Here is a 24,371-nt window from a genome sequence, read left to right on the forward strand (position 1 = left end):
ACAGGATGTCTGCGGCGAGTCGCTGGATGCGTCGCAACGGTCCGAAATATAAATTGCCGGTGCGACTTAGTACGGTAGAGGCATGAGTATCCTGACCGAGTCCGAAGGCCTTCCACCGCTTGGCGAACTGGCGCTGGCACGGACCAGGATGGACCGGGGATGCGACCGCCGCGCCCGTCCGGGGCTGCTGGAGGAAATCTGGGGCGCCGCCACCACCAGCGTGATGCTGATGTCCAGTGCGCGGACCCTGGTCCGCGGGAACAAGATCGTCCTGCTGCCCTCGGAGGGGCGGCCGCTGCCGGCGTCGGCGGTGTACCTCGGCCGGGCGGTGCCGGGTGCCGACGTGCCGGCCGGGACCGATATCGTGCTGGAAATCCTGGAGGCACCGGAGGAAGCCGGCCTGTCGGCCGCGGACGACGGCGACTGGCTGGGCCTGCGCGAGGTGGCAGCCGATGTTTCGGCCCAGGACGCGGGCCTGTTCGTGGAGGCCGCAGCCATCTCCAACTGGCACGCCAGCCACACGCACTGCCCGCTGTGCGGCACTCCTACCAGGCCCGAGCAGGGCGGCTGGGTCCGGCGCTGTCCGTCGGACAACTCCGAGCACTTCCCGCGCACCGACCCGGCAATCATTGTCTCGGTGCTGGACGAGCAGGACCGGATCCTGCTCGGACACAACAAGTCCTGGCCGGTGGGCCGCTATTCCACCCTCGCGGGCTTCGTGGAGCCCGGCGAGTCCCTGGAGGCAGCAGTGATCCGCGAGGTCGAGGAAGAATCCGGCGTGCTGGTGCAGTCGCCGCAGTACATGGGGTCGCAGCCCTGGCCGTTCCCCGCCTCGCTCATGCTCGGGTTCACCGCCACGGCCGTGCGGACCGACCTCACGCCGGACGGTGTAGAAATCTCGGACGTCCGCTGGTTCAGCCGCGAGGAGCTGGCCGACGGCATTGAAAGCGGAGAGGTGCGGGTGGCCCCGGGGATCTCCATCGCCCGGGCCCTGATCGAGCATTGGTACGGCGGGCCGCTGCCGGAGCCGCGGGCCTGGCAGTGACCATGCCGGCGCAGACCAGTTCTTCGGCGGCCGGGAGCCTGGAGGAGCGGATCCTGGGCGGGCTCGACGACGAGCAGCGGCAGGTCGCCGCCACGCTGGCCGGCCCGATGTGCGTGCTGGCCGGGGCAGGCACCGGCAAGACGCGGGCCATCACCCACCGCATCGCCTATGGTGTCCATTCCGGCATCTACACTCCGCAGCGGGTGCTCGCGGTGACGTTCACCGCCCGGGCTGCCGCCGAGATGCGCACCCGGCTGCGGGACCTGGGCGTCGGCGGGGTGCAGGCCCGGACCTTCCACGCGGCCGCACTGCGGCAGCTGCAGTACTTCTGGCCGCAGGCAGTCGGCGGTCCGCTTCCCGGACTGCTGGACCATAAGGCCAACGTGATTGCCGAGGCGGCCCGCCGCCTGCGGCTGAATGCCGACCGGGCGGCGATCAGGGACCTGGCCGCGGAGATCGAATGGGCCAAGGTATCCATGCTGACCCCTGATTCCTACGCCAAGGCTGCCGCCGGACGGGCCGAACCTGCCGGGTTCGACCTGGTCACTGTGGCGCGGCTCTTCCAGTCCTATGAGGACGTCAAGACGGACCGGAACGTTATCGATTTCGAGGACGTCCTGCTGATCACGGTCGGCATCCTGCAGGAAGACCCGAAGGTCGCCGCCGAGGTACGGGCACAGTACCGGCACTTCGTCGTGGATGAGTACCAGGACGTTTCCCCGCTGCAGCAGCGGCTGCTGGACCTGTGGCTGGGGGAGCGCTCGGACCTGTGCGTGGTCGGGGACGCCAGCCAGACCATCTATTCCTTTACCGGCGCGACGTCACGCCACCTGCTGCAGTTCACCAAACGCTTTCCGGAGGCCACGGTGGTCAAGCTGGTGCGGGACTACCGCTCCACGCCCCAGGTAGTGCAGCTGGCCAACTCGCTGCTGTCGGCCAGGACCCGGCAGCCGTGGCGCGGTGCCGGCCCGGATCCCTGGCCGGCACCGCTGGAACTGGTCGCGCAGCGCCCGGCGGGTCCGGCGCCGAGCTTCACCGAATGCGCCGACGACGAGGCCGAGGCGGCCCTGGTTGCCGCCCGGATCCGGGAACTGCTGGACGCCGGCGTGCCTGCGAGCGAAATTGCCATTCTGTTCCGGACCAACGGCCAGTCCGAGGCCTACGAACAGGCACTGGCCTCGGCCGGCATCGGCTACCAGTTGCGCGGAGGGGAACGTTTCTTCGGCCGCCGCGAGGTGCGGGACGCTCTGCTCCAGCTGCGGGCCTCGGCGCGGGCCGCAGGCCCCGAGCCGGTGCCCCAGCTGGCCCGGGATGTGCTCTCCAACCTGGGCTACACACCCCAGGCCCCGCAGTCCTCCGGGGCGGTGCGGGAACGCTGGGAGTCCCTGGCAGCCCTGGTCGCCCTCGCGGACGAGCTGGACGCGGCCCGCGGCGAAGCCGCCGGCGGGGTATTCACCATGCAGGATTTTGTCGCGGAGCTGGAGGAGCGCGCCGCCGCCCAGCACGCGCCGACGGTGCAGGGCGTCACCTTGGCATCGCTGCACTCGGCCAAGGGCCTGGAGTGGGACGCGGTTTTCCTGGTTGGCCTGAGCGAGGGACTGATGCCGATCTCCTTCGCGGATACTGACGAGGCGGTGGACGAGGAGCGGCGGCTGCTTTACGTAGGCATTACCCGGGCACGGGAGCATCTTGCTCTGTCGTGGTCCCTGGCACGCACCCCGGGCGGGCGGGCCAACCGCAAACCGTCGCGTTTCCTGGACGGTCTGCGCCCGGCCTCGGCGTCGCGCGTGGGCGCACGGCCTGCCGAACGCAGCGGCCGGCGGCAGGCCGGACCAGTCCACTGCCGGGTATGCGGAACCTTGCTGACCAGCGGGGCCGAACGCAAGGTGGGGCGCTGCTCGAACTGCCCGCCCGGCTATGACGAGCACACCTTTGAAGCACTGCGTGCCTGGCGCAAGGAGGTCGCCCAGGAGGCGTCCATGCCTGCCTTTGTGATCTTTACGGACGCCACGCTGGTGGCGATCGCCGAGGCCCGGCCAGGTTCGCTGCAGGAACTGTCCAAACTGGCCGGTGTCGGCCCGGCGAAGCTGGAGCGCTACGGCCAGGACGTCCTGCGGGTGCTGGCCGCCCACTGAGGCCGGGACCGTCGCGCCCCACGCCGTCGCGGCCGGTCAGCATGGCTGCAGGCTGCAGCCGCAGCCCGGATGCGGAGGATACGCATGCCGGACCACGGTACCGTCCGCCGGCCGCAGCTGCAGCACCGCGGACCACGCGGCGGGTTGGTTCCTGCCGTCCACGTACAGCAGCGCCTGCAAGGCAGCCAGGCCGGCCGCCGCCACGGACAGCGAGACCTCGTCGACGGGGGTGCCCGTCTTCTGGGCTGCCAGGTCCGCGCCGAGGCTGTACCAGTCCGGATCCGCGTCACCGTGGTGCCGGTTCAGGCATTCCAGGCACGCGGACTGGCCGGGCACCACCAGCGGGCCGACCAGTGCGTCCTGCTCACGGGACAGCACCGGCAAATGTGGGTGCCCCCGGCTCATCAGGGCGGCACCGATGTTGCCATCCGGCACGTCCGCGGCGGTGCAGACGGCCAGGTCCAGCATCCGGGGCAGCCCGGACCCCGGTTCGTTGGCCGTGCCGGTACCGCTGACCAGATGGCATGCCACCGTAGGGTCGATCTGGTGCACCAGCCGGCGCAGCGCCTGCGCCCGGTTCAGCCCGATGTCCGCCAGCCGGAAGGCCCCGGCCCCGACATCCGCAGGGGACACCGGCAGCGGATCCTCCAGCAGCAGGGTGCCGACCCCGGCCGCCGCGAGCGCGCAGGAGAGGGCGGCCCCGGTCCGGCCCAGGCCCAGGACCAGCACGACGGCGCTGCTGCGGCCGGCGAGGATGCTGCCGCCGTCGCCGCCGTACACGGCGGACCAGGCATTGCGGTCAGGTGCGAGCCGGTCCGTCCGCAGGCCGTTGGTTCCCGGGTCTTGTCCGGAACCGGCCACCAGCACTGGTTCCAGGGCCGTCAGCAGTTCCTCGGTGCGCGTCCTGCTGATCCGGCAGGAGGCGGCCGCAGCAGCAAGTCCGGTGTCGTCCAGGCCCTCGCGCAGCCGGGCGATGAAGGCCAGGTCGGCCTCGCAAGTGCCGTCCAGCAGGACACCACCGGGGCCCAGACCGACCTGGAGGGACCCTGAGGCCCGGAGCAGGATACGCAATCCGGGGTTGATCCGCAGGTGTGCCACGCTGTCTCCTTCCGGCTTCACGGGACGGATCCCGGGTGGGTCCATGCTGGCACGTCCGTCGGTGCGGGACGTAAGTTATCCACAGCTGCCGCCGGACTGGTGTGCAGGTAGTTGGAGGGCCGGGGTAACGTCGAGGACATGCGGCGAGGACAGTACCCGGCAGCTGCCGGCGGGAGACAAAACGGACCAGAGTGTGAGGCAGGGGGCGCCGGCTCGGGCGGAACACCGGAGGACGAGGTGCTGGGTGCACTGCCGTCCACCACCCGGGACGGGGTCCCGGTGGTGGTCAAGCGGTCCCACCGGCGGCGCCGCACGGTTTCGGCCGCCTGGCGGGACGGCACGGCAGTGATCTCCATTCCCGGTCATTTCACCAGGACCCAGGAGCAGTTGTGGGTCCGGCGGATGCTGGAAAAGCTGCAGGCCCGTCCGGCGGGGGCCGGCGCACCGCGCAGTGACGAAGAGTTGCTGCGGCGGTCCCTGGATCTTTCCCGCCGCTTCCTGGGCGGGCAGGCCCGGCCGGCGTCCATCCGCTGGGTATCCAACCAGAACGGCCGTTGGGGATCGGCCACACCGGCACGGGGGACCATCAGGATCTCGGACAAGATCGGCGGCATGCCGGCCTGGGTGGTGGACTATGTGATCCTGCACGAGCTGGCACACCTGCTGGAGGCCGGGCACGGTCCCAGGTTCTGGCAGTTGCTCGCCGGCTACCCGCAGCTGGAGCGGGCCAAGGCCTTCCTCGAAGGGGCCGCGTACGCGATGGGCCGCGGCCTTGGCGATGATCCACTGGATGGGGATCCGGACGACGGGGAACCGGCAGAGCCCGGCGCCGGAGATCCGGCGAACCGCGGTCCGGTCCCTGCCCGCTGAGCTTACCGGTCTTCCCGCCCGGTTCCGCCCTCGTCCGTTTCCGGCCCCGGAGTTCCCGGCTGCGTCCCGCCTTCCCGGGCCGTTCCCTCGTCTGGCGAGCCGGCCGTCGCGTCACCGGGCCCGGTGCCCGGCCCGGTTTCCTTCGCTGGCGCCGCAGTACCCGGTGCCGGGGTGTCGAAGCCGCCGGCCAGCAGTTTCTGCAGGGCTTCGTCGACCTCGGAGTCCCTGGCCTCGACCTGCTGCCTCCGGGCGGAGAACCCGGCCGGATCGTCCAGGTCCTCGAGGGTGGGCAGCAGGTCCGGATGCTGCCAGATCGCGTCCCGGCCGGCAATGCCACGTTCCTTGCCCAGCGCCGCCCACAGGGCTGCCGCCTCGCGCAGCCGGCGCGGGCGCAACTCCAGTCCCACCAGCGCCGAGAAGGCATGTTCGGCCGGGCCGCCGGTAGCCCGGCGGCGGCGGACCATCTCGCGCAGGGCTCCGGCCGAGGGCAGGTTGACGGCGGCGGCGGCCGTCAGCTCGTCCACCCAGCCTTCGACCAGCGCCAGCACGGTCTCCAGCTTGGCCAGGGCCGCATCCTGTTCGGGCGTGCGGGCCGGCATGAAGACGCCCTGCGAGAGGGCATCCTGCAGCGACTGGGGATTGGCCGGGTCGATGTCCCGGGCGGCTTCCTCGATCCGTGACATGTCGATGTGGATGCCGCGGGCGTAGCCTTCGATGGCGCCCAGCAGGTGCGCCCCCAGCCACGGCACGTGGGTGAAGAGCCGGGAGTGGCAGGCCTCCCGCAGCGCGAGGAAGAGCATGACGTCCTGCCGGGGAATGTCCAGGCCCTCGCCGAACGCCCTGACATTCGCCGGCAGCAGCGCCATCTTTCCCGGGGCCAGTGGGATGCCGATGTCGGTGGAACTGACCACTTCCTTGGACAAGGCGCCCACAGCCTGGCCCAGCTGCATGCCGAACAGGGCCCCGCCCATGTTCTGCAGCATGGAGCGGGCCCCGCCCATCATCTGCTTCATCTCCTCCGGCACCTGCTCGGTCAGGGCCGAGGTCAGGGCGAAGGCGATGCTGTTGGCCACCGGCTCCGTCATCCGCTTCCAGGTTGGCAGGGTGGCCTCGACCCATTCGGCCCGTGCCCAGGCCTTGCCCATGAGGCCGGTGCCGCCGAAGTCGGTGACCGGGTCCAGCCAGAGCTCGGCCAGGCGCAGTGCTTCATCCACCTCGCGCGCCTCGGCGGCGCCAACCGAGGGGTCCCCGTCCGCGGCCGCGGCACGGCGGGCGTTTTCGTGGGCCAGCTTCCAGTTGACCGGCCCTTCGTTCCCGGCGCTCATCATCGCCTGGACCTGCTGGAACATCTGGGCCAGCAGGTTCGGATCCGCCGGCAGGCCGGCTGCCTTCGCGATTTCGGCAGGATCCATGCCCGGACCCTGGCCGCCGAACAGCTTGGCGAACATCTCGGACAGCGGGTCCTGCTGGTCGTCGCCGTCGTTCGGTCGGTTGGAAGTCATCTGTACCACCGCTTCTCGTGGGGCTTGTCTGCGGGCAACGGGTGCACCCGGACGGGCCGCAGGCCGGTGCCGGGAATCAACGCCTATAGCTCCACGTTACCGGCAGTAAATCTGCGTTGTCGCCGCCGTGGGGCCCCGTTCGCTGTCGGCGTTGGCCTGGCTGGCGGTCCCGGCCCGCCCCTGCAGCCGTTCCCAGCATCTGCCCAGTGCGACGGCGTAGGCTGGTTCCTGCGCCGCCACCTGCCGGTGCGGCTGCGGCGTGGCCCTGACGACGGCGGCCGAGGAGAACCCAGGGAAGAGGAAACCGGATTGGTCCAGCCCATTGCCCCCGAGGAACGCCCGGCTCCCACGCGCCGCCGTGCCGGCCGGCGCCGGACCGTGCTGATCGGCGCGGGTGCCGTGGCCGGCCTGCTGGGCCTGGTGTCGCTGGTGCTGCCGGCACCGTACGTGGTGGAGTCCCCGGGACCGACGTTCAACACCATCGGGGAGCTGCAGAACAAGCCGCTGATCGAGGTCGCGGGGGAGCGGACCTATCCTGTGTCAGGGGCGCTGGACCTGACCACCGTCTACCTCAGCGGCGGCCCGAACGCTCCGGTCAACATGCTCGAAGTCCTGACCGGCTGGCTGGATCCATCCCGGAGTGTCTCGCCGGTGGAGCTCGTCTATCCGCCGGGCACCACGGGTCAGCAGATCAGCGAGCAGAACACGGCCGCCATGGTCTCCTCGCAGGAGTCGTCCGTGGCTGCGGCTTTGGGATACCTGGGCGTGGACTACGGACAGAAGCTGTCCGTAGCCGGGTTCGCTCCCGGTTCGGTCTCCGAGGGTGTGCTCCAGGTCGGCGATGTCATCGAGACCATCGACGGCAAAGCCGTGACGGACATCGAGGTCCTGCGCCGCGGACTGAACGCCAGCGGCGGCAGCACCGTGGAACTGGGCATACGCCGGGATGGGAGGCGCACCACTGAACGGATCGCACCCAAGGCCAACAGCGAGGGCGTGTACCAGCTTGGCGTGGGGCTGAACATCGACTACAGCTTTCCGTTCCGGGTCCGGATCGAGCTGGACAATGTCGGCGGGCCGAGCGCGGGGATGATGTTCGCCCTCGGCGTCGTCGACAAGCTCACCCCGGGACAGATGACCGGAGGAGTGCACTTCGCCGGGACCGGCACCATCGACTCATCGGGGGAGGTCGGGCCCATCGGCGGAATCACGCAGAAGATGCTGGGCGCCTCGCAAAGCGGGGCGACGGTCTTCCTGGCACCGGAGGACAACTGCGGCGACGTCGTCGGGCACGTCCCCGACGGCCTGCAGGTAGTCAAGGTGTCCACCCTGGAGGATGCCGTGGATGCCGTGACGCATATCGGACGAGGCAAGGACGCCGCGGCACTGCCCACCTGCAGCTGAAGAGTCAACCCGTTTGCGTCACAATCGGGACACAGATTTGCCGGTTCGGCCCGGCTTGGTGGCTCGAGGCCGCCAGCGCAAGGCAAAATGGCAGCAGGCGGAACCTCTGTGGCTGCTGGATCGTGGTTTAAACGGGGGACTCCCAGGCTGCGGGCCCGGGATCCGTCGCGCGTGTCAACCACCAGACAATGAGGTAACGAGTGACTTTCGGACCAGACCGGCAGTTCGACGAGCGGCCGATGCCGCCCACCAAACTTGGGCGGAAGCGTTCCGCTCTGGTGCCCACCTTGATTGTGGTGGCTGTGCTGGTGGTCGGATTTGTCTTTTTCTCCCAGGTCTACGCCGACATCCTCTGGTACGGCCAGCTCGGTTTCCTGGAAGTGTTCCTGAAGGAAAACGGCACGAAGATAGCGATTTTCCTGGCCGCCTTCCTGATCATGTCCGTGTCGGTGTACCTGAGCCTGCGCCTCGCCTACCGCTCCCGGCCGGTATATGCGCCGGACAGCTCGCTGCAGGAGAACCTGAACCGCTACCAGGCACAGCTGGAACCGGTCCGGAAGCTGCTGATGGTCGGTATCCCGGTCGTGCTCGGCGGGTTCGCCGGCACCGCGGCCGCCTCGGCCTGGCAGACGGTGCTGCTGTTCTTCAACCAGGGGCCGTTTGGTACCGCGGACCCGCAGTTCGGACTCGACTACAGCTTCTACCTCAACACCCTGCCGTTCATTGGCTTCATCACCGGCTTCCTGGTCAGCGTCGTGCTGATTGCCGGCATCGCCGGTCTGCTGACGCACTACCTGTACGGCGGGATCCGGCTGGAGGAGAAGGGCCTGTTCGCCTCGACCGCGGCGCGGATCCACATCGCCGTGTTCGCCGCCCTGTTCCTGGTCCTGCAGGGGGTCAACTACTGGCTTGACCGCTACAGCACGCTGCAGTCCGCGTCCGGCAAGTGGGCAGGTGCCCTGTACACGGACGTCAACGCCGTCATCCCCACGAAGGCGATCCTGGCCGTGGCCGCCATCATCGTGGCCATCCTCTTCATTGTGGCCATTTTCGTCGGCCGGTGGCGGCTGCCGCTCGTCGGCACGGCGATGCTGGTCATCACCGCCATCCTGGCCGGCGGCATCTACCCGTGGGTCGTCCAGCGCTTCCAGGTCACCCCGTCCGAGCTGAGCATGGAACGGCAGTACATCGAGCGCAACATTGCCCTCACCCGCCAGGCGTACGGACTGACGAACACCGAGGTCACCCCCTACAACGCGACGGTGACGGCCGAGGCCGGCGCGCTGCGCGCCGATGCCGAGACCACCGCGAACATCCGCCTGCTCGACCCGAACCTGGTCTCGGACGCTTTTGGCCAGCTCGAGCAGTTCCGCCAGTACTACCAGTTCGCCCCCACCCTGAACGTGGACCGGTACCCGGTCGAGGGGGACGTCCAGGACACCGTCATTGCCGTACGCGAACTGAACATTGCGGGCGTGCCGTCCGGCTGGGTCAACGAGCATGTGCTGTTCACCCACGGCTACGGCGTGGTGGCGGCCGCCGGTTCCCGGGTCCAGGCCGACGGCAAGCCGGCCTTTATGCTCTCCGGCATTCCGTCCACCGGCGTGCTGGGCAACGACGAGACCTACGAGCCGCGCATCTACTTCGGCGAGTACTCCCCGGACTACTCGATCGTCGGCGCCCCGGAGGGGACCGATCCGGTGGAGATCGACCGTCCGCAGAGCGAGAATTCCGACACCGAGTCGAAGAACACCTTCGAGGGCAACGGCGGCCCCAACGTGGGCAACTGGTTCAACCGGCTGGTCTACGCCCTGAAGTTCCAGTCCACCGACCTGATGCTTTCGGATGCGGTCAATTCCGAATCGCAGATTCTCTACGACCGCAACCCGCGCGAGCGGGTGGAAAAGCTCGCCCCGTACCTGACGGTCGACGGCAACGCCTACCCGGCAATCGTCAACGGCCGGGTCAAGTGGATCGTGGACGGCTATACCACCAGCAAGCACTTCCCGTACTCCACCCCGCAGCAGCTGGCCTCGGCCACGGAAGACTCCCTGACCGCCGGCGGCCGCACGGTGGCCCTGCCTCCGCAGGACGTGAACTACATCCGCAACGCGGTCAAGGCCACCGTGGATGCCTACGACGGTTCGGTGACCCTCTACGCGTGGGATGACCAGGACCCGCTCCTGAAGGCCTGGCAGAAGGTCTTCCCGACCACGCTCAAGCCCTACAGCGAGATGTCCGCCGAACTGATGGCCCACGTGCGCTACCCGGAGGATCTGTTCAAGGTCCAGCGCGAACTGCTCGGGCGCTACCACGTCACCAACGTCGACCGGTTCTACTCCAACTCCGATGCCTGGAGCGTTCCGACCGATCCGACCCTCGGGGCCCAGACCGATGTGAAGCAGCCGCCGTTCTACCTGTCCCTGAAGATGCCGGGCCAGGACAGCGCGGCCTTCTCCCTGACCACGCCGTTCATTCCCTTCGTGGCCGACGGCGAGGAGCCGCGCAACGTGCTCTACGGCTTCCTGGCGGCCGAAGCCGATGCCGGCACGGGCGAGGACGGGGTGAAGTCCCCGGACTACGGCAAGCTGCGGCTGCTGGAGCTGCCGCGCTCGGTCACCGTCCCCGGCCCCGGCCAGGCGCAGAACCTGTTCAACTCGGACACCACCGTGTCCCAGGCGCTCAACCTGCTGCGCCAGGGTGCCTCGGAGGTCATCAACGGCAACCTGCTGAGCCTGCCGGTGGGCGGCGGCATGCTGTACGTCCAGCCGGTCTACGTGCAGTCCTCCGGTGCCTCGTCCTACCCGACGCTGCGCCGCGTGCTGGTCAGTTTCGGCGAGCAGGTGGGCTTCGCGCCCACCCTGTCCGAAGCCCTGGACCAGGTCTTCGAGGGCAACTCCGGGGCGACTACCGGGGACGAGGGCAACGTTGGCCAGACGCCGGAGGAAACCCCGACGACGGAAGTATCCGCCCAGGAGAAGCTGCAGTCCGCGCTGCAGGCTGCCCGGGCAGCCATCGAAGAGGGCCGGACGGCCCTGGCCGACGGCGACTTCGCGGCCTACGGTGCGGCGCAGCAGAAGCTTCAGCAGGCGCTTCAGGAGGCCCTCGACGCCGAAGCGGAGCTCACCGGAGAGGCCCCGGCCGGCGGCAGCACGCCGTCGCCGTCGCCGACGACCGGAGGCTGAGCCCGGCCCGATTTGCATCCGCTTTCCGCGGCCGGTAAAGTTACTCAGGTCGCCGCGGGGTGGAGCAGTTCGGTAGCTCGCTGGGCTCATAACCCAGAGGTCAGAGGTTCAAATCCTCTCCCCGCAACCAGGGAAGCAGCGCGGTCCCGTCCAGGCATCAAGCCTGGACGGGACCGCGCTGCTTTTGCATGTCCCCGGTGCGGCGCCGGACGGTGCCGTACCCGGGCCGCGGTGTCCGGCCCGGACGGGCCGGACACCGCGGGACGCGTGCTACTGGCCGGACTCCAGCGATGATGCCGCCGACTGCTGGCCGCCCCCGGCCTTGAGGGCAGCCAGGCGGGCTTCGATCTCCGTCTGTTCGCCCAGGTCCTCCAGGCTCTCGAACTGGGCGTCGAGACTGGAAGCAGCGAGCTCGTTGGCCCCGCGGACCTTGGCCTCTTCGCGCCGGACCTTCTCCTCGAACCGGCTGACCTCGCTGGTCGGATCCAGGATGTCGATGCTCTTGACCGCCTCGTGGACCTGCTGCTGCGCCTGGGCGGTCTTGGCACGGGCAATCAGTTCGTCGCGCTTGTTCTGCAGCTCACCGAGCTTGGCCTTCATCTGGTTCAGGCCGGTCTTGAGCTTTTCCACGATCTCGGTCTGCGAGGCAATGGTCGGCTCGGCACCCTTGGCCTCGTTCTCGGCAGCGATCTGCCGCTGGAGCGCCACCTTGGCCAGGTTGTCGAACTTCTCGGCATCGGCGGTGTTGCCGGCGGCCCGGAACTCATCGGCCTTCCGGCTGGCAGCCAGGGCCTTGTTGCCCCAGTCCCGCGCAGTGGCCAGATCCTCGTTGTAGTCGTCCTGGAGCATGCGCAGGTTGCCGATGGTCTGGGCCACGGCACTCTCGGCCTCGGCAATGTTGTTGGCGTAGTCGCGGACCATCTGGTCCAGCATCTTCTGCGGGTCCTCGGCCTGGTCCAGCAGCGCGTTGATGTTGGCCTTGGCCAGTTGTGCGATGCGGCCGAAAATAGACTGCTTTACCACGATGTTGCCCTTCCTTTTGGGTATTCATTGGAAAAGTGGGGTCCCGCAGGCAGGCCGTCCAGGTAGCACCGGACCGGCGGGAGGCTGTCGTGAGCTGCTAGAAGTTGCCGCCGGCGCCTCCGCCGTCGCCGAAACCGCCGTCGCCGAAGCCCCCGCCGAAGCCCCCGTCATCGCCCCCGCCGAAGCCACCGAAGCCGCCGCCGCCGAAAAAGCCGCCGTTGTGGTGGCCGCCGTGCAGGATCGAATCGATCAGGATGCCTCCGAGGACGGCACCACCGAAGCCGCCGCCAAAACCGCTGCCTCCGCGTCGGCCGAAGCCACCCATCCCGGCGAATCCGTCCACGTCCTGCTGTGCCATCCGGCTGGCCTGTTCGGCCAGGACGTTGGCCTGGTGGGCGTAGTTGAGGGCCGTTTCCGGATCCGATTTGGCCAGGCCCATGGCTTGCTCCAGATGGCGTTCGGCCTCGGCCAGCCGGGTGCGGGCCTGGCTGCCGACGCCACCACGGCGGGCCCGGATGTAGTCGGAGGTCCCGGAGATCTGTGCCTGGGCGGACATGATGGCGTGCTGCAGGGCCTCGCGTGCCCGGCGAGTGCGTTCCTGCTGGTCCCGGACGCCGGCCAGGGCCTGGTCCAGCTGCCGCTGGGCCGACTCGAGCTGCTGCAGGATGGCCAGGGGATCGGTCCGCGCGCCTGCCGCGGTCCGCCGTGCACTGGCCAGCGCGGACTCCAGGGCCGCCGCGGGACCGGCCAGCTCGGGAAGCCTCCCGCGGTCCAGCAGGGCCTTGGCCTCGGCCAGGTCCTGGGCTGAGCCGGCCATGGCAGACTCCAGGGATTGCCGGGCCGCGGCGAGGTCCCGGGCGGTCTTGGCGATCGCGTCGAGGAGGACGCCGGCCTGGTGGACGCCTTCCTCGCCGGCACGGATGGCGACGACGGCGCCGCTGCGGTCACCGGCATCCAGTGCTTCCTGGGCGGCCCGTGCCCTGTCGTCGGCGAAGTCGAGCCGCTCCCGGGCCTGGGCGACATTGTCCGCCACCTGGGCCAGCGCTGGTTCTGAGTAGCTGGCCTGCATTTGCGCCAGCTGGCCATCGCCCTCCCGGAGCCGGCCGCGGGCGGTGCGTGCGGCCGCCACCAGCGCCGCCAGTGCCTCCGGTGCCGTCGACTCCAGCTTGCGCAGCGCGTCGAAGTCCGCCTTGTGCCGCTGCAGGGAGGCGTTGACCGCCTCGCACCGCCGGATGATGTCGCCCAGCCAGGCGCGCTGCTGCTGCTCGGTGTCGGGGATGTGGTCGTCCAGCTGCTGCTGGAGCTTGAAGGACTCGCCCATGTGGATTTTGGCGGCGTCGATGTCCTCGCGGAAGGGCCGTACTGCCGCGTCCCCATACTGGGCCAGTGCAAAGCCGATCTCCTGCTCGCTGGACTTGATCGCGTCGTCGGCAGCTATCAGCAGGCTCGAGGCCTTCCGGCGCAGATCCTCGACGCTTAGCGCGTCATTGGGGTTCGGAGGCTGCCCGCCAGGGCCGGCTGCGGCCGGCGCGCCGGGGGCCTGCCGGGAGCGGCGGTTGCGCACATACAGATAGGTGCCGACGCCGCCGGCAGCGACAGCGCCGCCCACCAGCAGCAGCGGCACCAGCGAGCCGGCACCGCCGGAGTCGATCGAACCGCTGCCTCCAGTGGCGGCATCCTCGACGGCGGCCACCGCGTCCAGCCCGGCCTGCGCCCAGTCACTGCGGCTCAGGGCGGGGGTAACGGATTGGAAGATGGCCTGCTCCTTGCCTGCGAGCGGACCGCCTTGACCCGACTGGAAGTGCGCCGCGCGCTGCTCCACGGCCACGGCCAGGATGCTGTCGGAACTGCCCAGGCCCTTCCGGTTGGCGGTATCCACGACCCATTGGCGGGCATTCGCCGGATCGGTGAAGCTGTCGACATAGATGAGGTACAGGCTCAAGCCGCGGTCCTGCTGCAGTCCGCGCACGGCCTGCTCCACTTCACCGGCCTGCCCGCCAAGGACCCCGGCCTTGTCCACCACGAACTGCCCGGGCGGAATGGCCACGGGAGGTTCCGCGCGGGCGGCCGCCGGAACGGCCACCAGGGCTGCCAGCAGGCCGGCCACTGCCGCCAGCCGTGCTGCCAGCGGCACCTGCCGCGCTGCAAGGGGACGGAGCAGAGATCGCATATTCAACCCTTCGGCAGCGATCCGGCCCGCCGGGAGCCGGATGGTCATGGGCGGATGCCTGCATGGCGCGCCTGCACCCGGTTTTGATTCTATGGGCCAGTACTGGGAGCGTCCACCGCAGCCGGCAGCCTTAGGGTGTCCGGGACCCGCCCGATGCTTTCCGGCAAGCTCCCAGATTTCTTCCAGCAAACGTATGCGCACGTCACAGCCTGGGCAGGCATAGTGGAATTAGTTCGATGAAAGGAATGACCATGAGCGAGAACCAGGATCCCGCGGCCCGGCGCGTGCCGCCGCCGCCGCAGAATCCGCCCTCCGCCCCGGCCGGGTCGGGTGCGCCGCGCGTTCCGTCACCGGGGCAGCACGCAACCCAGCCCATCGGGCCGGTGCCGAACCAGACCCAGCCCATCGACCGCCTCTCCGGCGAACGTACAGCAGCGCCGCAGCAGGAAGGGGCATGGTACCGGCCCGAGCCTCCCGCGCACCCGGCCCCGCAACCTTCCCACGGTTCCGCACCCTTCGCGCCGGGCGCCGCCTTCCACACCGCCGGCAACGGGCAGGCTCCCGGCCCGGCCAAGCCGGCGGCCCGGAAGCGTTTTGGTGCCGGCACCCTCGTGACCGGCATGCTGCTGGCCGGCCTGGCCGGCGGCGGCGTCGCGGTGGGAACCCAGGCCCTGTCCGGTAGCTCCACCGTCGCGGTCGCGCCGGCCGGCGAGTCCGGGCAGCTGATCATTAACAACACGGATTCGGTCAACGAAATCACTGCGGCTGCCGCCAAGGCCTCGCCCAGCGTGGTGACCATCTCGGTCAGCGGCGGCGGCAGCGGGGGATCCGGCTCGGGGATCATCCTGGACACCGAGGGACACATCCTCACCAATACCCACGTGGTGACCTTGGGCGGCACCGTGGCCGACCCGTCCGTGCAGGTGCGTACCCAGGACGGCAGGGTCCACCGTGCCTCCATCGTCGGCACCGACCCGCTCTCGGACCTGGCCGTGATCAAGATCGACGCCGGGGGCCTGACCCCGGTGGCGTTCGCCGACTCCGACAAGCTCAACGTCGGCGACACCGCCATCGCCATTGGTTCACCGCTCGGCCTCAGCGGCACGGTGACGGACGGCATCATTTCCACGCTGAACCGGACCATCAGCGTGTCCTCCTCGGCCGTTCCGGAAGATACCGGGGACAGCAGCCAAGGCAACCCCGAGGACCAGTTCAACTTCCAGTTCCCCGGCCAGGAACAGGGCAGGTCGGGCGGCCAGGGCAGCATCTACCTGAACGTGATGCAGACGGACGCGGCGATCAACCATGGCAACTCCGGCGGGGCTCTGGTCAATACTGCCGGCGAGCTGATCGGCGTCAACGTAGCCATCGCGTCTTCCGGCGAAGACAGCGGCAACATCGGCGTCGGCTTCGCCATCCCGAGCAACTACGCCAAGCGCGTGGCCGAGGAACTGATCGCCGACGGCGAGGCCAGCCACGGCTACCTCGGCGTCAGCATCACCGACCAGGCGGCACAGGATTCGTCCCAGTTCTCCGTCGGCGCCGCGGTGGCCGACGTTGTCTCCGGCTCCCCGGCGGACGAGGCCGGGATTCGCAAGGGCGACGTGATCACCGCCGTCGGAAAGCGGGTCATCGAGGACAGCCAGTCCCTGACCGCGGCCATCCGTGAATACAGCGGTGGCTCCAAGGTCACCGTGGAGCTGCTGCGTGACGGTGAGCAGCGCAGCGTCGAAGTGACCCTCAAGGAAGCTTCCGAGAGCTGAGATTGCGGGGCACTCTGCGGTCGCTCCGACGTCCGGGCGGGTCCTGCCGGAGGCAGGACCCGCCCGGCGCCGCTTAACATGTCCCGTCCGAGGGATAACATGCCGTCTTCCTCGTTAACCTGCCGTCTTCCCCGGTCACATGGACGCTGCCGGCGGGCGCGGAGTCCGGGTTCTGCCGCCCAAACGGTAAGGTTAGCTACGTTTGCAGCCTGCGCCAGACCGCGGAAGGAAGACACGCAACGATGGACGATGCAGCCACGCTGAACATTGTGGTCCTGGTCAAATACGTCCCGGACACCCAGTTCGACCGGCAGCTGGACAGTGGAACCTACACCACCGACCGCTCCGAGAGCATCCTGTCCGAACTGGACGAGTACGCAGTCGAGGCTGCCCTGCAGCTGATCGAGGCCCGCGGCGGTGCCAAGGCAGGCAACAAGGTCATCGCATTGACCATGGGCCCGGCCCCGGCTGTCAACGCGGTGAAGAAGGCCCTGCAGCTGGGCGCCACCGAGGGCGTGCACCTGGTGGACGACGCGCTCGCCGGCTCCGATGCCGCCGGCACCTCGCTGGCGCTCGCCGCGGCCATCCGGCGGCTCGGTCCGGTGGACCTGGTGATTGCCGGCATGTCGTCCACGGACGGCGAAACCTCGCTGGTTCCGGCCCAGTTGGCAGAGCGGCTGGGGCTGCCGCAGGTCACCTTCGCCGCCTCGCTCCAGGTCGAGGATTCAACCGTTACTGCCCGCCGCGATGGCGAGCGGCAGGCGGAGACAGTGCAGGCGCAGCTGCCGGCGCTGGTCTCCGTGACGGACCAGATCAACGAGCCGCGGTACCCGAATTTCAAGGGCATCATCGCGGCGAAGAAAAAGAAGATTACCGAACTGGCGCTGGCGGACCTGGGCCTGGAGCCGGCCCAGGTCGGTGCCGCGGGCGCGTGGACGGCGGTGCTTTCCGCCGAGCCCCGGCCGGCGCGCAGCCAGGGCATCATCATCACGGACGAGGGCGACGCGGGAATCAAGCTGGTGGATTTCCTCGCTTCCCGGAAGCTGCTCTAGGAGGACGCGGAACATGACCGATACGGCCCGGATCCTGGTATTCATCGACAACCTTGCCGGTGCACTGCACAAGGTGCAGCACGAACTGCTCACGCTGGCCCGTTCCCTGGGCGAACCGGTGGCAGCCGTCGGCGGTGTGCCGGACGAGGCGTTGCTGGCCGAACTGGGCAGCCATGGTGTGGCCACGGTCTACCGCCCGGCGGCGGACCTGGAGGACAGCCTGGTGGCGCCCAAGGCGGCTTTCCTGGCCAACGCGGTGCGCGCCGCGGCTCCGTCCGCGGTGCTGCTGGAGAACGGTTTCGGAGGAAAGGAAATTGCCGCCCGCCTGGGCATCAAGCTTTCGTCCGGCGTCATCACCGACGCCGTCGCCGTGGCACCTGACCTGTCGGTGACCAAGAGCGTGTTCGCCGGCGCCTACACGGTGGTGGCCAAGGTGACCACCGGCACTCCGGTCATCACGGTCAAGCCCAACACCATTGAGGCCGCTGCCGCCGGCACCGGCGGAGTTCCGCAGGTGGTGGAGGTGGACCCGGGGGATCCCGGTCCCGCTGCCCGGATTATCGAACGCAGCCCCAAGCCTGCCACCGGACGTCCGGAGCTGTCGGAGGCCCGCGTGGTCGTGGCCGGTGGCCGCGGAGTGGACGGGGACTTCGGTCCCATCGAGGAACTCGCCGACGCCCTGGGCGGAGCCGTGGGTGCTTCCCGGGCCGCCACGGACGCCGGCTGGATCGAGCACTCGGCACAGGTCGGGCAGACCGGCACCACGGTGTCGCCGCAGCTGTACATCTCCGCCGGCATCTCCGGGGCCATCCAGCAGAAGGCCGGCATGCAGACGGCCCAGGTCATCGTCGCCGTGAACAAGGACCCCGATTCCCCGGTCTTCGAGATCGCGGACTTCGGCATCGTCGGCGACCTGTTCAAGGTGCTGCCGCAGGCCGCCGAGGAAATCCGGAAGCGGAAGGGCTAAGGCCGGGGTGGAACTGAGCCGTTTCGAGCCCGGTGCGGCAGGCCTGCAGCAGGTGCTGGTCTTCGCCGCCCACCCGGACGACGTGGACTTCGGCGCCGCCGGCACCATCGCCGGCTGGACCGCCGCAGGTGTCAAGGTCACTTACTGCATCATGACCGACGGCGATGCCGGTGGCTTCGATGAATCCCATCGTGCCGGGATCGTCGCCATGCGGGCACGCGAGCAGAAAGCCGCCGCAGGCCTTGTCGGTGTGGAGGACATCCGCTTCCTGGGCCAGCGCGACGGCTACCTGGAGCCCACCCACGACGTGGTGAAGCAGGTGGTCGAGCTGATCCGCGAACTCCGGCCGGACGTGGTGCTGTCGATGCACCCGGAACGCGCCTGGGACCGTATCCAGAAGAGCCATCCGGACCATCTGGCCTGCGGCGAGGCGGTGACCCGCGCGGTCTATCCCGCGGCGGAGAATCCCTATGCGTTCCCGGAGCTGGTCGAGGCAGGACTGACGGCTTACAAGGTTCCCTATCTGTGGTTCTACGGGGGGCCGCGGGAACGGGACAACCACTTTGTGGACGTGACCGACCAGGTCGAAGCCAAGCTGGCGGCCATCCGGATCCATGCCAGCCAGCATCCGGACCTGCCTGCGATGGACGCCATGGTCCGGGCGAACCTGAAGGAGAATGCCCGGCGCTGCGGCCTGGCCGAAGACCGCAGCGCCGAGGTGTTCCACGTCGTGGGGATCAATACGCCGGTGACGTTCGCCGGCTTCTAGCGGCCGGGCAGCTGCCGGAACGTGAGCTGCCCGGGTCCCCGTCCCGAACCTGCAAGGGCGGGGAAGCCACTGAGCGCTACTTCTGCAGCGGGATAGTCACCGCGAAGGGCGGGGTCGGCGACTCCGAGCCGCCGCTGGGTTCCAGCGTGACGGCCAGTTCCTTGAAGCCGCCGATGTGCTCGATCACCACCGGCCGGGCACCGGAGATGTTCTCCTGCGTGAGCATGCCGGCGGAGACCGGCGCCGACCCGTCGGCCGGAATCTTCCACAGCTGGTAGACCCCGTTCCGGCCCGGGGAGGCCAGATCGTCGAACCCGACGACGGCGGCATCCCGGCTGGCGGATACCGCCACCGAGGCGGTGCCGCCGGGGGCCTCGACCGATGTGCTGGCGACATCAGGTGCCTGCCGGACCGCTTCCTCTACGGAACCGCCGCCGAGTGTTTTGACCAGGGCGAATCCGCCGACGGCCAGGACGATGGCGGCCACCACGGCGAGCAGTCCCTTCACCGCCGGGCTCGTCGGACGTCCGGGGGCGGCGGCATCATCGTCGGCAGTGAGCTGGTCCGCGTGCAGGACCGAATTATCCTCGAACTCCGGCTCCTGTCCAGCGGATTCCCCGCTGTTGCGTCGTGCGTTCTTGCTGTCCCGTGATACTGGCGTTTCCATATAGTTCCAGCATACGGGCCGGTCGGACGCGGGTGGCGGAAGCTGGCGGGCGCGGCTCGGGTTCGGGAAGGGCCGGCACGCCGGGCGCGGGGGCCCGCTCCTAGATCCGGGCGCCGGCGAAGCCGTGCTGCCGCCACGCTTCGTAGACGGCAATCGAGGCCGAATTGGCCAGGTTCAGCGAGCGCAGCGACGGCAGCATGGGCAGCCGGACCCGCGCGGTCACATGCGGGTCCTGTTTCACGGCCTCGGGCAGTCCCACGGACTCGGGGCCGAACATCAGCACGTCCCCCGGGGCATAGCTGATGTCCGTGTAGGAGCGTTCCCCGTCCGAGGTGAAGGCGTAGACGTTCTCCGGCTGCAGTGCCTGCCACGCATCCTCGAGGTTCTTGTGGACGTGGACGACGGCGAGGTCATGGTAGTCCAGCCCGGCCCGCCGGAGCTTGGCGTCCTCGAAGCTGAAGCCCAGCGGTTCGACCAAATGCAGTTCGGCGCCGGTGATGGCAGCCAGCCGGATGGCGTTTCCGGTATTGCCGGGGATTTCGGGAGTGTAGAAGAGGATGCGGAACACGGCTTCCATCTTATGCCCGGCCTGGCCGGGCGGCGTCCGGCCCGCTCCCGGTCAGCGGTGCATGCCGGCCAGCAGCCGGGCCAGGGAGGGCACATGGACAGTGTTCGGTGCCGGACCGGAGGAGAGGAACTGCTTGAGTTCGCGTACCAGCCGCGCGGCGTTGACCACATGGACCGGGCCGTATCCTCCCGGGTCGTAGCCCCTGGCATAGTCCACCACCGGCTCGTGCAGGTTGCCGTCCGGGCTGTGGATGACCGTCCAGCCCTGCACATTCAGTTCGGGGAAGAGATCCTGCATGCGCCGGACCGCGGGAGCCAGCCGCGGAGGCTCGACCACCCGGCCGTCCTTGTGCAGGGTGGACCCGTCCCAGCGGAAAATCCCTTTGGGCAGCAGCATCGAATCGATCAGCGCCAGGCGGTAGCCGGCGAGCAGGGCATGGTCGATGTAGCCGTGCTCGCCGGGGGTGTGCAGCCCGTTGATTAGCCGTGCCGACGGCATGACGGCGACGATTTGCTGGGCAAGCAGCGCGACCGTGCGGGCCTCGCGCTGCAGGCGGGAGGTGGCGCCGAAGATGCCGCGCTTGCGCGGCACGCCGTGGATCTGCTGCCGGGCCACCGACAGCGGCACCACGGCGGAGGCCTCGGCCGAATCGTAGGACGGGACATAGACGGCCGGCGCGGCAGCTGCGGCCCGGTCCCCGGCCGCACCGGTCCGGCTGCTGAAGCCGGCCTCCCGCCCGGGTGCCGTGCCCGCCGCCCGCGGCACCTGGGCCGGGGGGCCGTAGGAACGGTCGTACTGCTGGCGCGCCTGCGGGTCGCTGAGGACCTCGTAGGCCAGAGTCACCTCGTGGAAGTGGGCAGCATCGCCGCCGTGGTCTGGGTGGGTGGCCCGGGCAGCCTTCCGGTAGGCGGCCTTGATCTGGCGCACGGTGGCATTCGTGGGCACTCCCAGGATCTCGTAGTGGGACGGGGGAGTCACACTGGCCCCTTTCCATGCGGCAACTGTCGTGCAAGTCTGAGGAATCCAACGTCTGCGCGCCCGCGCCGGTTCCGCGGGCGTCTCCGGGCGGACCGGGTCACGACCCGGGCCGGGCGGCCTTGTAGCGCAGCAGGAGCATGCCCGCCGACTCCAGGATGTGCACCAGTTCCATCCCCTGGAGCGTCTGTTCGGGTCCGCCGTCGGCAATCCGCTTCCCGGTGCCGCCTGCCAGCACCGGGGAGAGGGTCAGGCAGAGCTCGTCCACCAGCCCGGCCGCTTGGAAGGCGCCGAAGAGGACGGGACCGCCCTCGCTGTGGATGCTGTGCCAGCCGCGTCCGGCCAGCGCTTCCACTATGCGGGCGGGCTCGGCGGAGCCGGTGCCGACGTCGATGACGTCGGCGACCTCGCTCAGCGCCTGCCGCCGGGCGGCGCCGGCCCGGGCCGAGGTCAGCAGCACCGGCCGCACCGGGGCCTGCGCGAAGAATCCGCCCGCCGGGTCCAGGTCCAGGGATCCGGAGACGACGGCGATGGCCGGATGGGCGGGCAGGCCCCGTCCGGCGCGCCAGGCCAGGTCTTCTTCGGACAGCAGCGGTCCCGCGTAGCCTTCCGCCCGCACGGTACCGGCGCCGACCAGGATCACGTCCGCCTGGCGGCGCAGCAGGGTGAAGACGTGCTGGTCCACTACGTCGCCCAGGCCGCCGGCGCGGCCTTCGTAGGTGGCCGCGCCGTCGAGGCTGGACACGAAGTTGAACCGCACCCAGGGCCGGTCTCCGTCCGGAACCGCGTACCAGTCCAGCAGTTGCCCGTCGGTGGCATCCGGGATGTGCTCCGGGAAAACCTGGTTGATCGCACGCAGGGCGCCGGAGCCGCTCACGCCTGCGCTCATGCCTGCCCGAAGGGCTCGTTGACGTCCCCCATGTTGTGCTTCAAGTAGGCCGGTTCCCGCCAGCCCAGGGCAGCCTCGGCCAGCCGGACGGCTGAACTGGCTTCGGGGATGTTATGCATCCGGACAATCCGGGCACCGTTCATAATGCACATCACGGCCGCCGCCAGGGACCCGGCCAGCCGGTCCTGCTTGGGCTGGTTCAGCGTCTCGCCGATGAAGTCCTTGTTGGACACCGCGGCCAGCGCAGGGAAGCCCAGGGCGGCGATCTCCGCGAAGCGGCGGGTGATTTCCAGCGAGTGCAGGGTGTTCTTGTTCAGGTCGTGGCCCGGATCGATGATGATCTTCTCCGGCGCGATGCCCAGCTGCACGGCCAGGTCCACCTTCCGGCGCAGGAAGTCGGCGACCTCCCGGACCACATCCTGGTACTGCGGCCGCGGATACACCGTGCGCGGGGCCGCCAGAGAGTGCGTGATCACCAGGTGGGCGCCGCTGCCGGCCACCACCGCAGCCATGTCCCTGTTGTGCAGCCCCGTGGTGTCGTTGATGACATTGGCCCCGGCCCTGATGCTGGCCTCGGCGACCTTGGGGTCGAAGGTATCGGCCGAGATGACCACGTCGGAGGCGGCGCGGACCGCCTCGATGACCGGCACGATCCGCTCCGCCTCCTCGGCCGCCGGCAGCGCCGGGCCCGGGGCAAACGGCACCCCGCCGATGTCGACCCAGTCCGCGCCATCGTCCACCGCCTGCAGCGCGGCGCCGACGGCGGCCTCCAGGGCGAAGGTGCGGCCGCCGTCGTAGAACGAATCCGGCGTGCGGTTGATGATTGCCATGACCGCCACCTGCCGGCTGAAGTCGATCCGCCGGCTCCCGAACGTGTGGACAGGATGCTGCAGGGCGGGCATGAACGCGCCCGGACACCCTTCGGCGGCGGCAGGTACTGTCACAGGCTGGTCAGCTCCTTGGACTCGTCGGACAGCTCCGCAGCACTGACGGGGCGCCCGGAACGGATCAGGTCCTGGATGGCATCCTGCACATCCCAGACGTTTACATTCATACCAGCCACCACCTTCGAATCCCGCAGCCAGAACGCAATGAACTCCAGCTCTGCCGCATTTCCGCGGATCACCGGCTCGCCGGTGGCCCAGGGGAAGAATCCCGAGTACTCCATGCCGATATCGAACTGGTCGGTGTAGAAGTACGGGATATCGTCATTGACCGGCTCCTGCCCGAGCATCGCCTTGGCCGCCGTATTGCCCTGGGCGATGGCATTGGCCCAGTGCTCGCTGCGCAGCCGGGCGCCGAAGACCGGATGGAAGGCATTGGCCGCGTCCCCGGCAGCATAGACGTTGGCTGCGGAGGTCAGCAGCGAAGCGTCCGTGTCGATACCCCGTGAGCAGGCCAGCCCGGACGCCTCCGCCAGCGCCGTGTTCGGCTCGGCGCCGATGGCCACCAGCACCAGGTCGGCGTCCAGCTGCCCGCCGTCGTCGAGCACGACGGCGGCTGCCCGGCCGCCGGAATCGGCGGTAATCCGCGCGGGCCTGCGGCCGGTGCGGAACTGAACCCCTTCGGCCCGGTGCTTGTCGGCGAACAGCGAACCGATCTGCGGCCCCAGCGCGCCGGCCAGCGGGATCCCGCCCGGACCCACCACTGTCACGTCATTGCCCAGCTGCCGCGCCGTGGCGGCCACCTCCATGCCGATCCAGCCCAGGCCGATGACGACCAGCCGCCGGTCCCCGCGGATCAGCTCATCATGCAGGGTGCGGCTGTCATCGATGGTGCGCAGGTAGCGGACCCCTTCGAGGGTGGAACCGGGAATCTCCAGGCGGCGCGGGGAGGCACCGGTGGCGACCAGGAACTTCGAATAGGCCAGTGAGCCGCCGCGGGAGAGTGTGGCCCGGCAGGTGGTGGTGTCGATGAAGTCCACGGACTCGTCGAGCTTGACGTCCACATCCTGCTCGTCGTACCACGCCGGGGTCTCGATCCTGCCGTCTTCGGCCAATTCCTTGCCCGCGAGGAAGGCCTTGGACAGCGGCGGACGCAGGTACGGATAGTGCGTTTCGGCCCCGACCAGGGTGAGTTTGCCGTCGAAGCCCTCCGCCCGCAGCGCCTTGGCAGCGGTCGCACCGGCCAGCCCCGCGCCGGCAATGATGATGTGGTTCGGGCCCATGGTGTGCTCCTTTGTCCGGAACTGCCCCCGGTGGCTTGCTATGACCATAGGAACCGGTCCCGGGCAAGTCAACGCCGCCGCCGGCCCCGGTCCGGCCCGGTTCCCGCCGGCACGGATCGAGC

The 24,371-nt window shown here is 69.4% G+C and carries 19 protein-coding genes and 1 tRNA gene; 10 read left to right on the forward strand and 10 right to left on the reverse strand.

The annotated features are described in order from the left end of the window. Nucleotides 1–82 precede the first annotated feature (82 nt). Nucleotides 83–1,045 (forward strand): NAD(+) diphosphatase, encoded by a 963-nt coding sequence (gene nudC / locus HGG74_RS04385; RefSeq protein WP_246262612.1) that lies wholly within the window; start codon nucleotides 83–85, stop codon nucleotides 1,043–1,045. Between the two features lie 2 nt (nucleotides 1,046–1,047). After that, nucleotides 1,048–3,180 (forward strand): ATP-dependent DNA helicase UvrD2, encoded by a 2,133-nt coding sequence (locus HGG74_RS04390; RefSeq protein ID WP_168485108.1) that lies wholly within the window; start codon nucleotides 1,048–1,050, stop codon nucleotides 3,178–3,180. A 36-nt stretch (nucleotides 3,181–3,216) separates the two neighbouring features. Here HGG74_RS04390 and HGG74_RS04395 read toward each other — a convergent pair whose 3' ends face one another. After that, a complete protein-coding gene (locus tag HGG74_RS04395; RefSeq protein WP_168485109.1) occupies nucleotides 3,217–4,278 on the reverse strand; it encodes a TOMM precursor leader peptide-binding protein in 1,062 nt (353 codons plus the stop codon). 237 nt (nucleotides 4,279–4,515) lie between these two features. Between HGG74_RS04395 and HGG74_RS04400 the strand changes: the two genes are divergently transcribed. Beyond that, nucleotides 4,516–5,148 carry a M48 metallopeptidase family protein gene (locus HGG74_RS04400; protein WP_312856731.1) on the forward strand — a complete coding sequence of 211 codons (633 nt, stop codon included), beginning with the start codon at nucleotides 4,516–4,518 and terminating at the stop codon, nucleotides 5,146–5,148. 2 nt (nucleotides 5,149–5,150) lie between these two features. Here HGG74_RS04400 and HGG74_RS04405 read toward each other — a convergent pair whose 3' ends face one another. Continuing rightward, the gene (locus tag HGG74_RS04405; protein ID WP_168485111.1) at nucleotides 5,151–6,650 is read right to left on the reverse strand and encodes a zinc-dependent metalloprotease; all 1,500 of its coding nucleotides are present in this window, start codon (nucleotides 6,648–6,650) and stop codon (nucleotides 5,151–5,153) included. Nucleotides 6,651–6,959: 309 nt separating this feature from the next. On the opposite strand from HGG74_RS04405, the gene HGG74_RS04410 reads away from it, so the two are divergent. The 3 genes from HGG74_RS04410 (at nucleotide 6,960) to HGG74_RS04420 (ending at nucleotide 11,369) form a co-directional block, all read left to right on the forward strand. Then, on the forward strand, nucleotides 6,960–8,054 hold the full coding sequence (locus tag HGG74_RS04410) for a YlbL family protein (RefSeq protein WP_246262613.1): 1,095 nt from the start codon (nucleotides 6,960–6,962) through the stop codon (nucleotides 8,052–8,054). Nucleotides 8,055–8,293: 239 nt separating this feature from the next. Next, nucleotides 8,294–11,239 (forward strand): UPF0182 family membrane protein, encoded by a 2,946-nt coding sequence (locus HGG74_RS04415; protein ID WP_168485204.1) that lies wholly within the window; start codon nucleotides 8,294–8,296, stop codon nucleotides 11,237–11,239. A 53-nt stretch (nucleotides 11,240–11,292) separates the two neighbouring features. Further along, nucleotides 11,293–11,369, forward strand: a tRNA-Met gene (locus HGG74_RS04420). Between the two features lie 140 nt (nucleotides 11,370–11,509). Here HGG74_RS04420 and HGG74_RS04425 read toward each other — a convergent pair. Both HGG74_RS04425 and HGG74_RS04430 read right to left on the reverse strand, forming a co-directional pair. Next, nucleotides 11,510–12,262: a PspA/IM30 family protein gene (locus tag HGG74_RS04425; RefSeq protein WP_168485112.1), complete on the reverse strand. Its 753-nt coding sequence runs from the start codon at nucleotides 12,260–12,262 to the stop codon at nucleotides 11,510–11,512. Nucleotides 12,263–12,359: 97 nt separating this feature from the next. After that, complete coding sequence (locus tag HGG74_RS04430; RefSeq protein ID WP_246262614.1) at nucleotides 12,360–14,480, reverse strand: TPM domain-containing protein; 2,121 nt, start codon at nucleotides 14,478–14,480, stop codon at nucleotides 12,360–12,362. Between the two features lie 203 nt (nucleotides 14,481–14,683). Between HGG74_RS04430 and HGG74_RS04435 the strand changes: the two genes are divergently transcribed. From HGG74_RS04435 to HGG74_RS04450, 4 genes are all read left to right on the forward strand, one after another. Next, nucleotides 14,684–16,195: a trypsin-like peptidase domain-containing protein gene (locus HGG74_RS04435; RefSeq protein ID WP_312856732.1), complete on the forward strand. Its 1,512-nt coding sequence runs from the start codon at nucleotides 14,684–14,686 to the stop codon at nucleotides 16,193–16,195. A 260-nt stretch (nucleotides 16,196–16,455) separates the two neighbouring features. Beyond that, on the forward strand, nucleotides 16,456–17,247 hold the full coding sequence (locus HGG74_RS04440; RefSeq protein WP_168485206.1) for an electron transfer flavoprotein subunit beta/FixA family protein: 792 nt from the start codon (nucleotides 16,456–16,458) through the stop codon (nucleotides 17,245–17,247). 13 nt (nucleotides 17,248–17,260) lie between these two features. After that, on the forward strand, nucleotides 17,261–18,214 hold the full coding sequence (locus tag HGG74_RS04445) for an electron transfer flavoprotein subunit alpha/FixB family protein (RefSeq protein ID WP_168485114.1): 954 nt from the start codon (nucleotides 17,261–17,263) through the stop codon (nucleotides 18,212–18,214). A 7-nt stretch (nucleotides 18,215–18,221) separates the two neighbouring features. Continuing rightward, a complete protein-coding gene (locus tag HGG74_RS04450) occupies nucleotides 18,222–18,983 on the forward strand; it encodes a PIG-L deacetylase family protein (protein WP_312856733.1) in 762 nt (253 codons plus the stop codon). Nucleotides 18,984–19,059: 76 nt separating this feature from the next. On the opposite strand, the gene HGG74_RS04455 is transcribed toward HGG74_RS04450, so the two are convergent. The 6 genes from HGG74_RS04455 to HGG74_RS04480 all read right to left on the reverse strand — a co-directional run bounded on the left by HGG74_RS04455 (nucleotide 19,060) and on the right by HGG74_RS04480 (nucleotide 24,249). After that, nucleotides 19,060–19,650 carry an anti-sigma factor gene (locus tag HGG74_RS04455; protein ID WP_168485115.1) on the reverse strand — a complete coding sequence of 197 codons (591 nt, stop codon included), beginning with the start codon at nucleotides 19,648–19,650 and terminating at the stop codon, nucleotides 19,060–19,062. A gap of 100 nt (nucleotides 19,651–19,750) precedes the next feature. Further along, nucleotides 19,751–20,218: a tRNA (cytidine(34)-2'-O)-methyltransferase gene (locus tag HGG74_RS04460; protein ID WP_168485116.1), complete on the reverse strand. Its 468-nt coding sequence runs from the start codon at nucleotides 20,216–20,218 to the stop codon at nucleotides 19,751–19,753. 51 nt (nucleotides 20,219–20,269) lie between these two features. Further along, nucleotides 20,270–21,196: a J domain-containing protein gene (locus HGG74_RS04465; RefSeq protein ID WP_168485117.1), complete on the reverse strand. Its 927-nt coding sequence runs from the start codon at nucleotides 21,194–21,196 to the stop codon at nucleotides 20,270–20,272. 97 nt (nucleotides 21,197–21,293) lie between these two features. Next, nucleotides 21,294–22,082, reverse strand: coding sequence for a pyrimidine reductase family protein (locus tag HGG74_RS04470; RefSeq protein ID WP_168485118.1), 789 nt, complete (start codon nucleotides 22,080–22,082; stop codon nucleotides 21,294–21,296). Next, nucleotides 22,079–22,984, reverse strand: a complete 906-nt coding sequence (gene folP, locus HGG74_RS04475) for a dihydropteroate synthase (protein ID WP_168485208.1) — start codon at nucleotides 22,982–22,984, stop codon at nucleotides 22,079–22,081. The genes HGG74_RS04470 and folP overlap by 4 nt, the downstream gene beginning before the upstream one ends. A 38-nt stretch (nucleotides 22,985–23,022) precedes the next feature. After that, nucleotides 23,023–24,249: an NAD(P)/FAD-dependent oxidoreductase gene (locus tag HGG74_RS04480; RefSeq protein WP_168485119.1), complete on the reverse strand. Its 1,227-nt coding sequence runs from the start codon at nucleotides 24,247–24,249 to the stop codon at nucleotides 23,023–23,025. Nucleotides 24,250–24,371: the final 122 nt, after the last annotated feature.

The sequence above is a fragment of the Arthrobacter mobilis genome (genome assembly GCF_012395835.1).
GTDB lineage: Bacteria > Actinomycetota > Actinomycetes > Actinomycetales > Micrococcaceae > Crystallibacter > Crystallibacter mobilis.

Bases quoted from the DNA above. Each gene is read 5' to 3' on its own strand.
- HGG74_RS04445 (WP_168485114.1), top strand. From the start codon at position 17,261: ATGACCGATACGGCCCGGATCCTGGTATTCATCGACAACCTTGCCGGT.
- HGG74_RS04455 (WP_168485115.1), bottom strand. From the start codon at position 19,650: ATGGAAACGCCAGTATCACGGGACAGCAAGAACGCACGACGCAACAGC.
- HGG74_RS04480 (WP_168485119.1), bottom strand. From the start codon at position 24,249: ATGGGCCCGAACCACATCATCATTGCCGGCGCGGGGCTGGCCGGTGCG.
- HGG74_RS04405 (WP_168485111.1), bottom strand. From the start codon at position 6,650: ATGACTTCCAACCGACCGAACGACGGCGACGACCAGCAGGACCCGCTG.
- HGG74_RS04390 (WP_168485108.1), top strand. From the start codon at position 1,048: ATGCCGGCGCAGACCAGTTCTTCGGCGGCCGGGAGCCTGGAGGAGCGG.
- folP (WP_168485208.1), bottom strand. From the start codon at position 22,984: ATGCCCGCCCTGCAGCATCCTGTCCACACGTTCGGGAGCCGGCGGATC.
- HGG74_RS04470 (WP_168485118.1), bottom strand. From the start codon at position 22,082: ATGAGCGCAGGCGTGAGCGGCTCCGGCGCCCTGCGTGCGATCAACCAG.
- HGG74_RS04430 (WP_246262614.1), bottom strand. From the start codon at position 14,480: ATGACCATCCGGCTCCCGGCGGGCCGGATCGCTGCCGAAGGGTTGAAT.
- HGG74_RS04415 (WP_168485204.1), top strand. From the start codon at position 8,294: ATGCCGCCCACCAAACTTGGGCGGAAGCGTTCCGCTCTGGTGCCCACC.
- HGG74_RS04435 (WP_312856732.1), top strand. From the start codon at position 14,684: ATGAGCGAGAACCAGGATCCCGCGGCCCGGCGCGTGCCGCCGCCGCCG.
- nudC (WP_246262612.1), top strand. From the start codon at position 83: ATGAGTATCCTGACCGAGTCCGAAGGCCTTCCACCGCTTGGCGAACTG.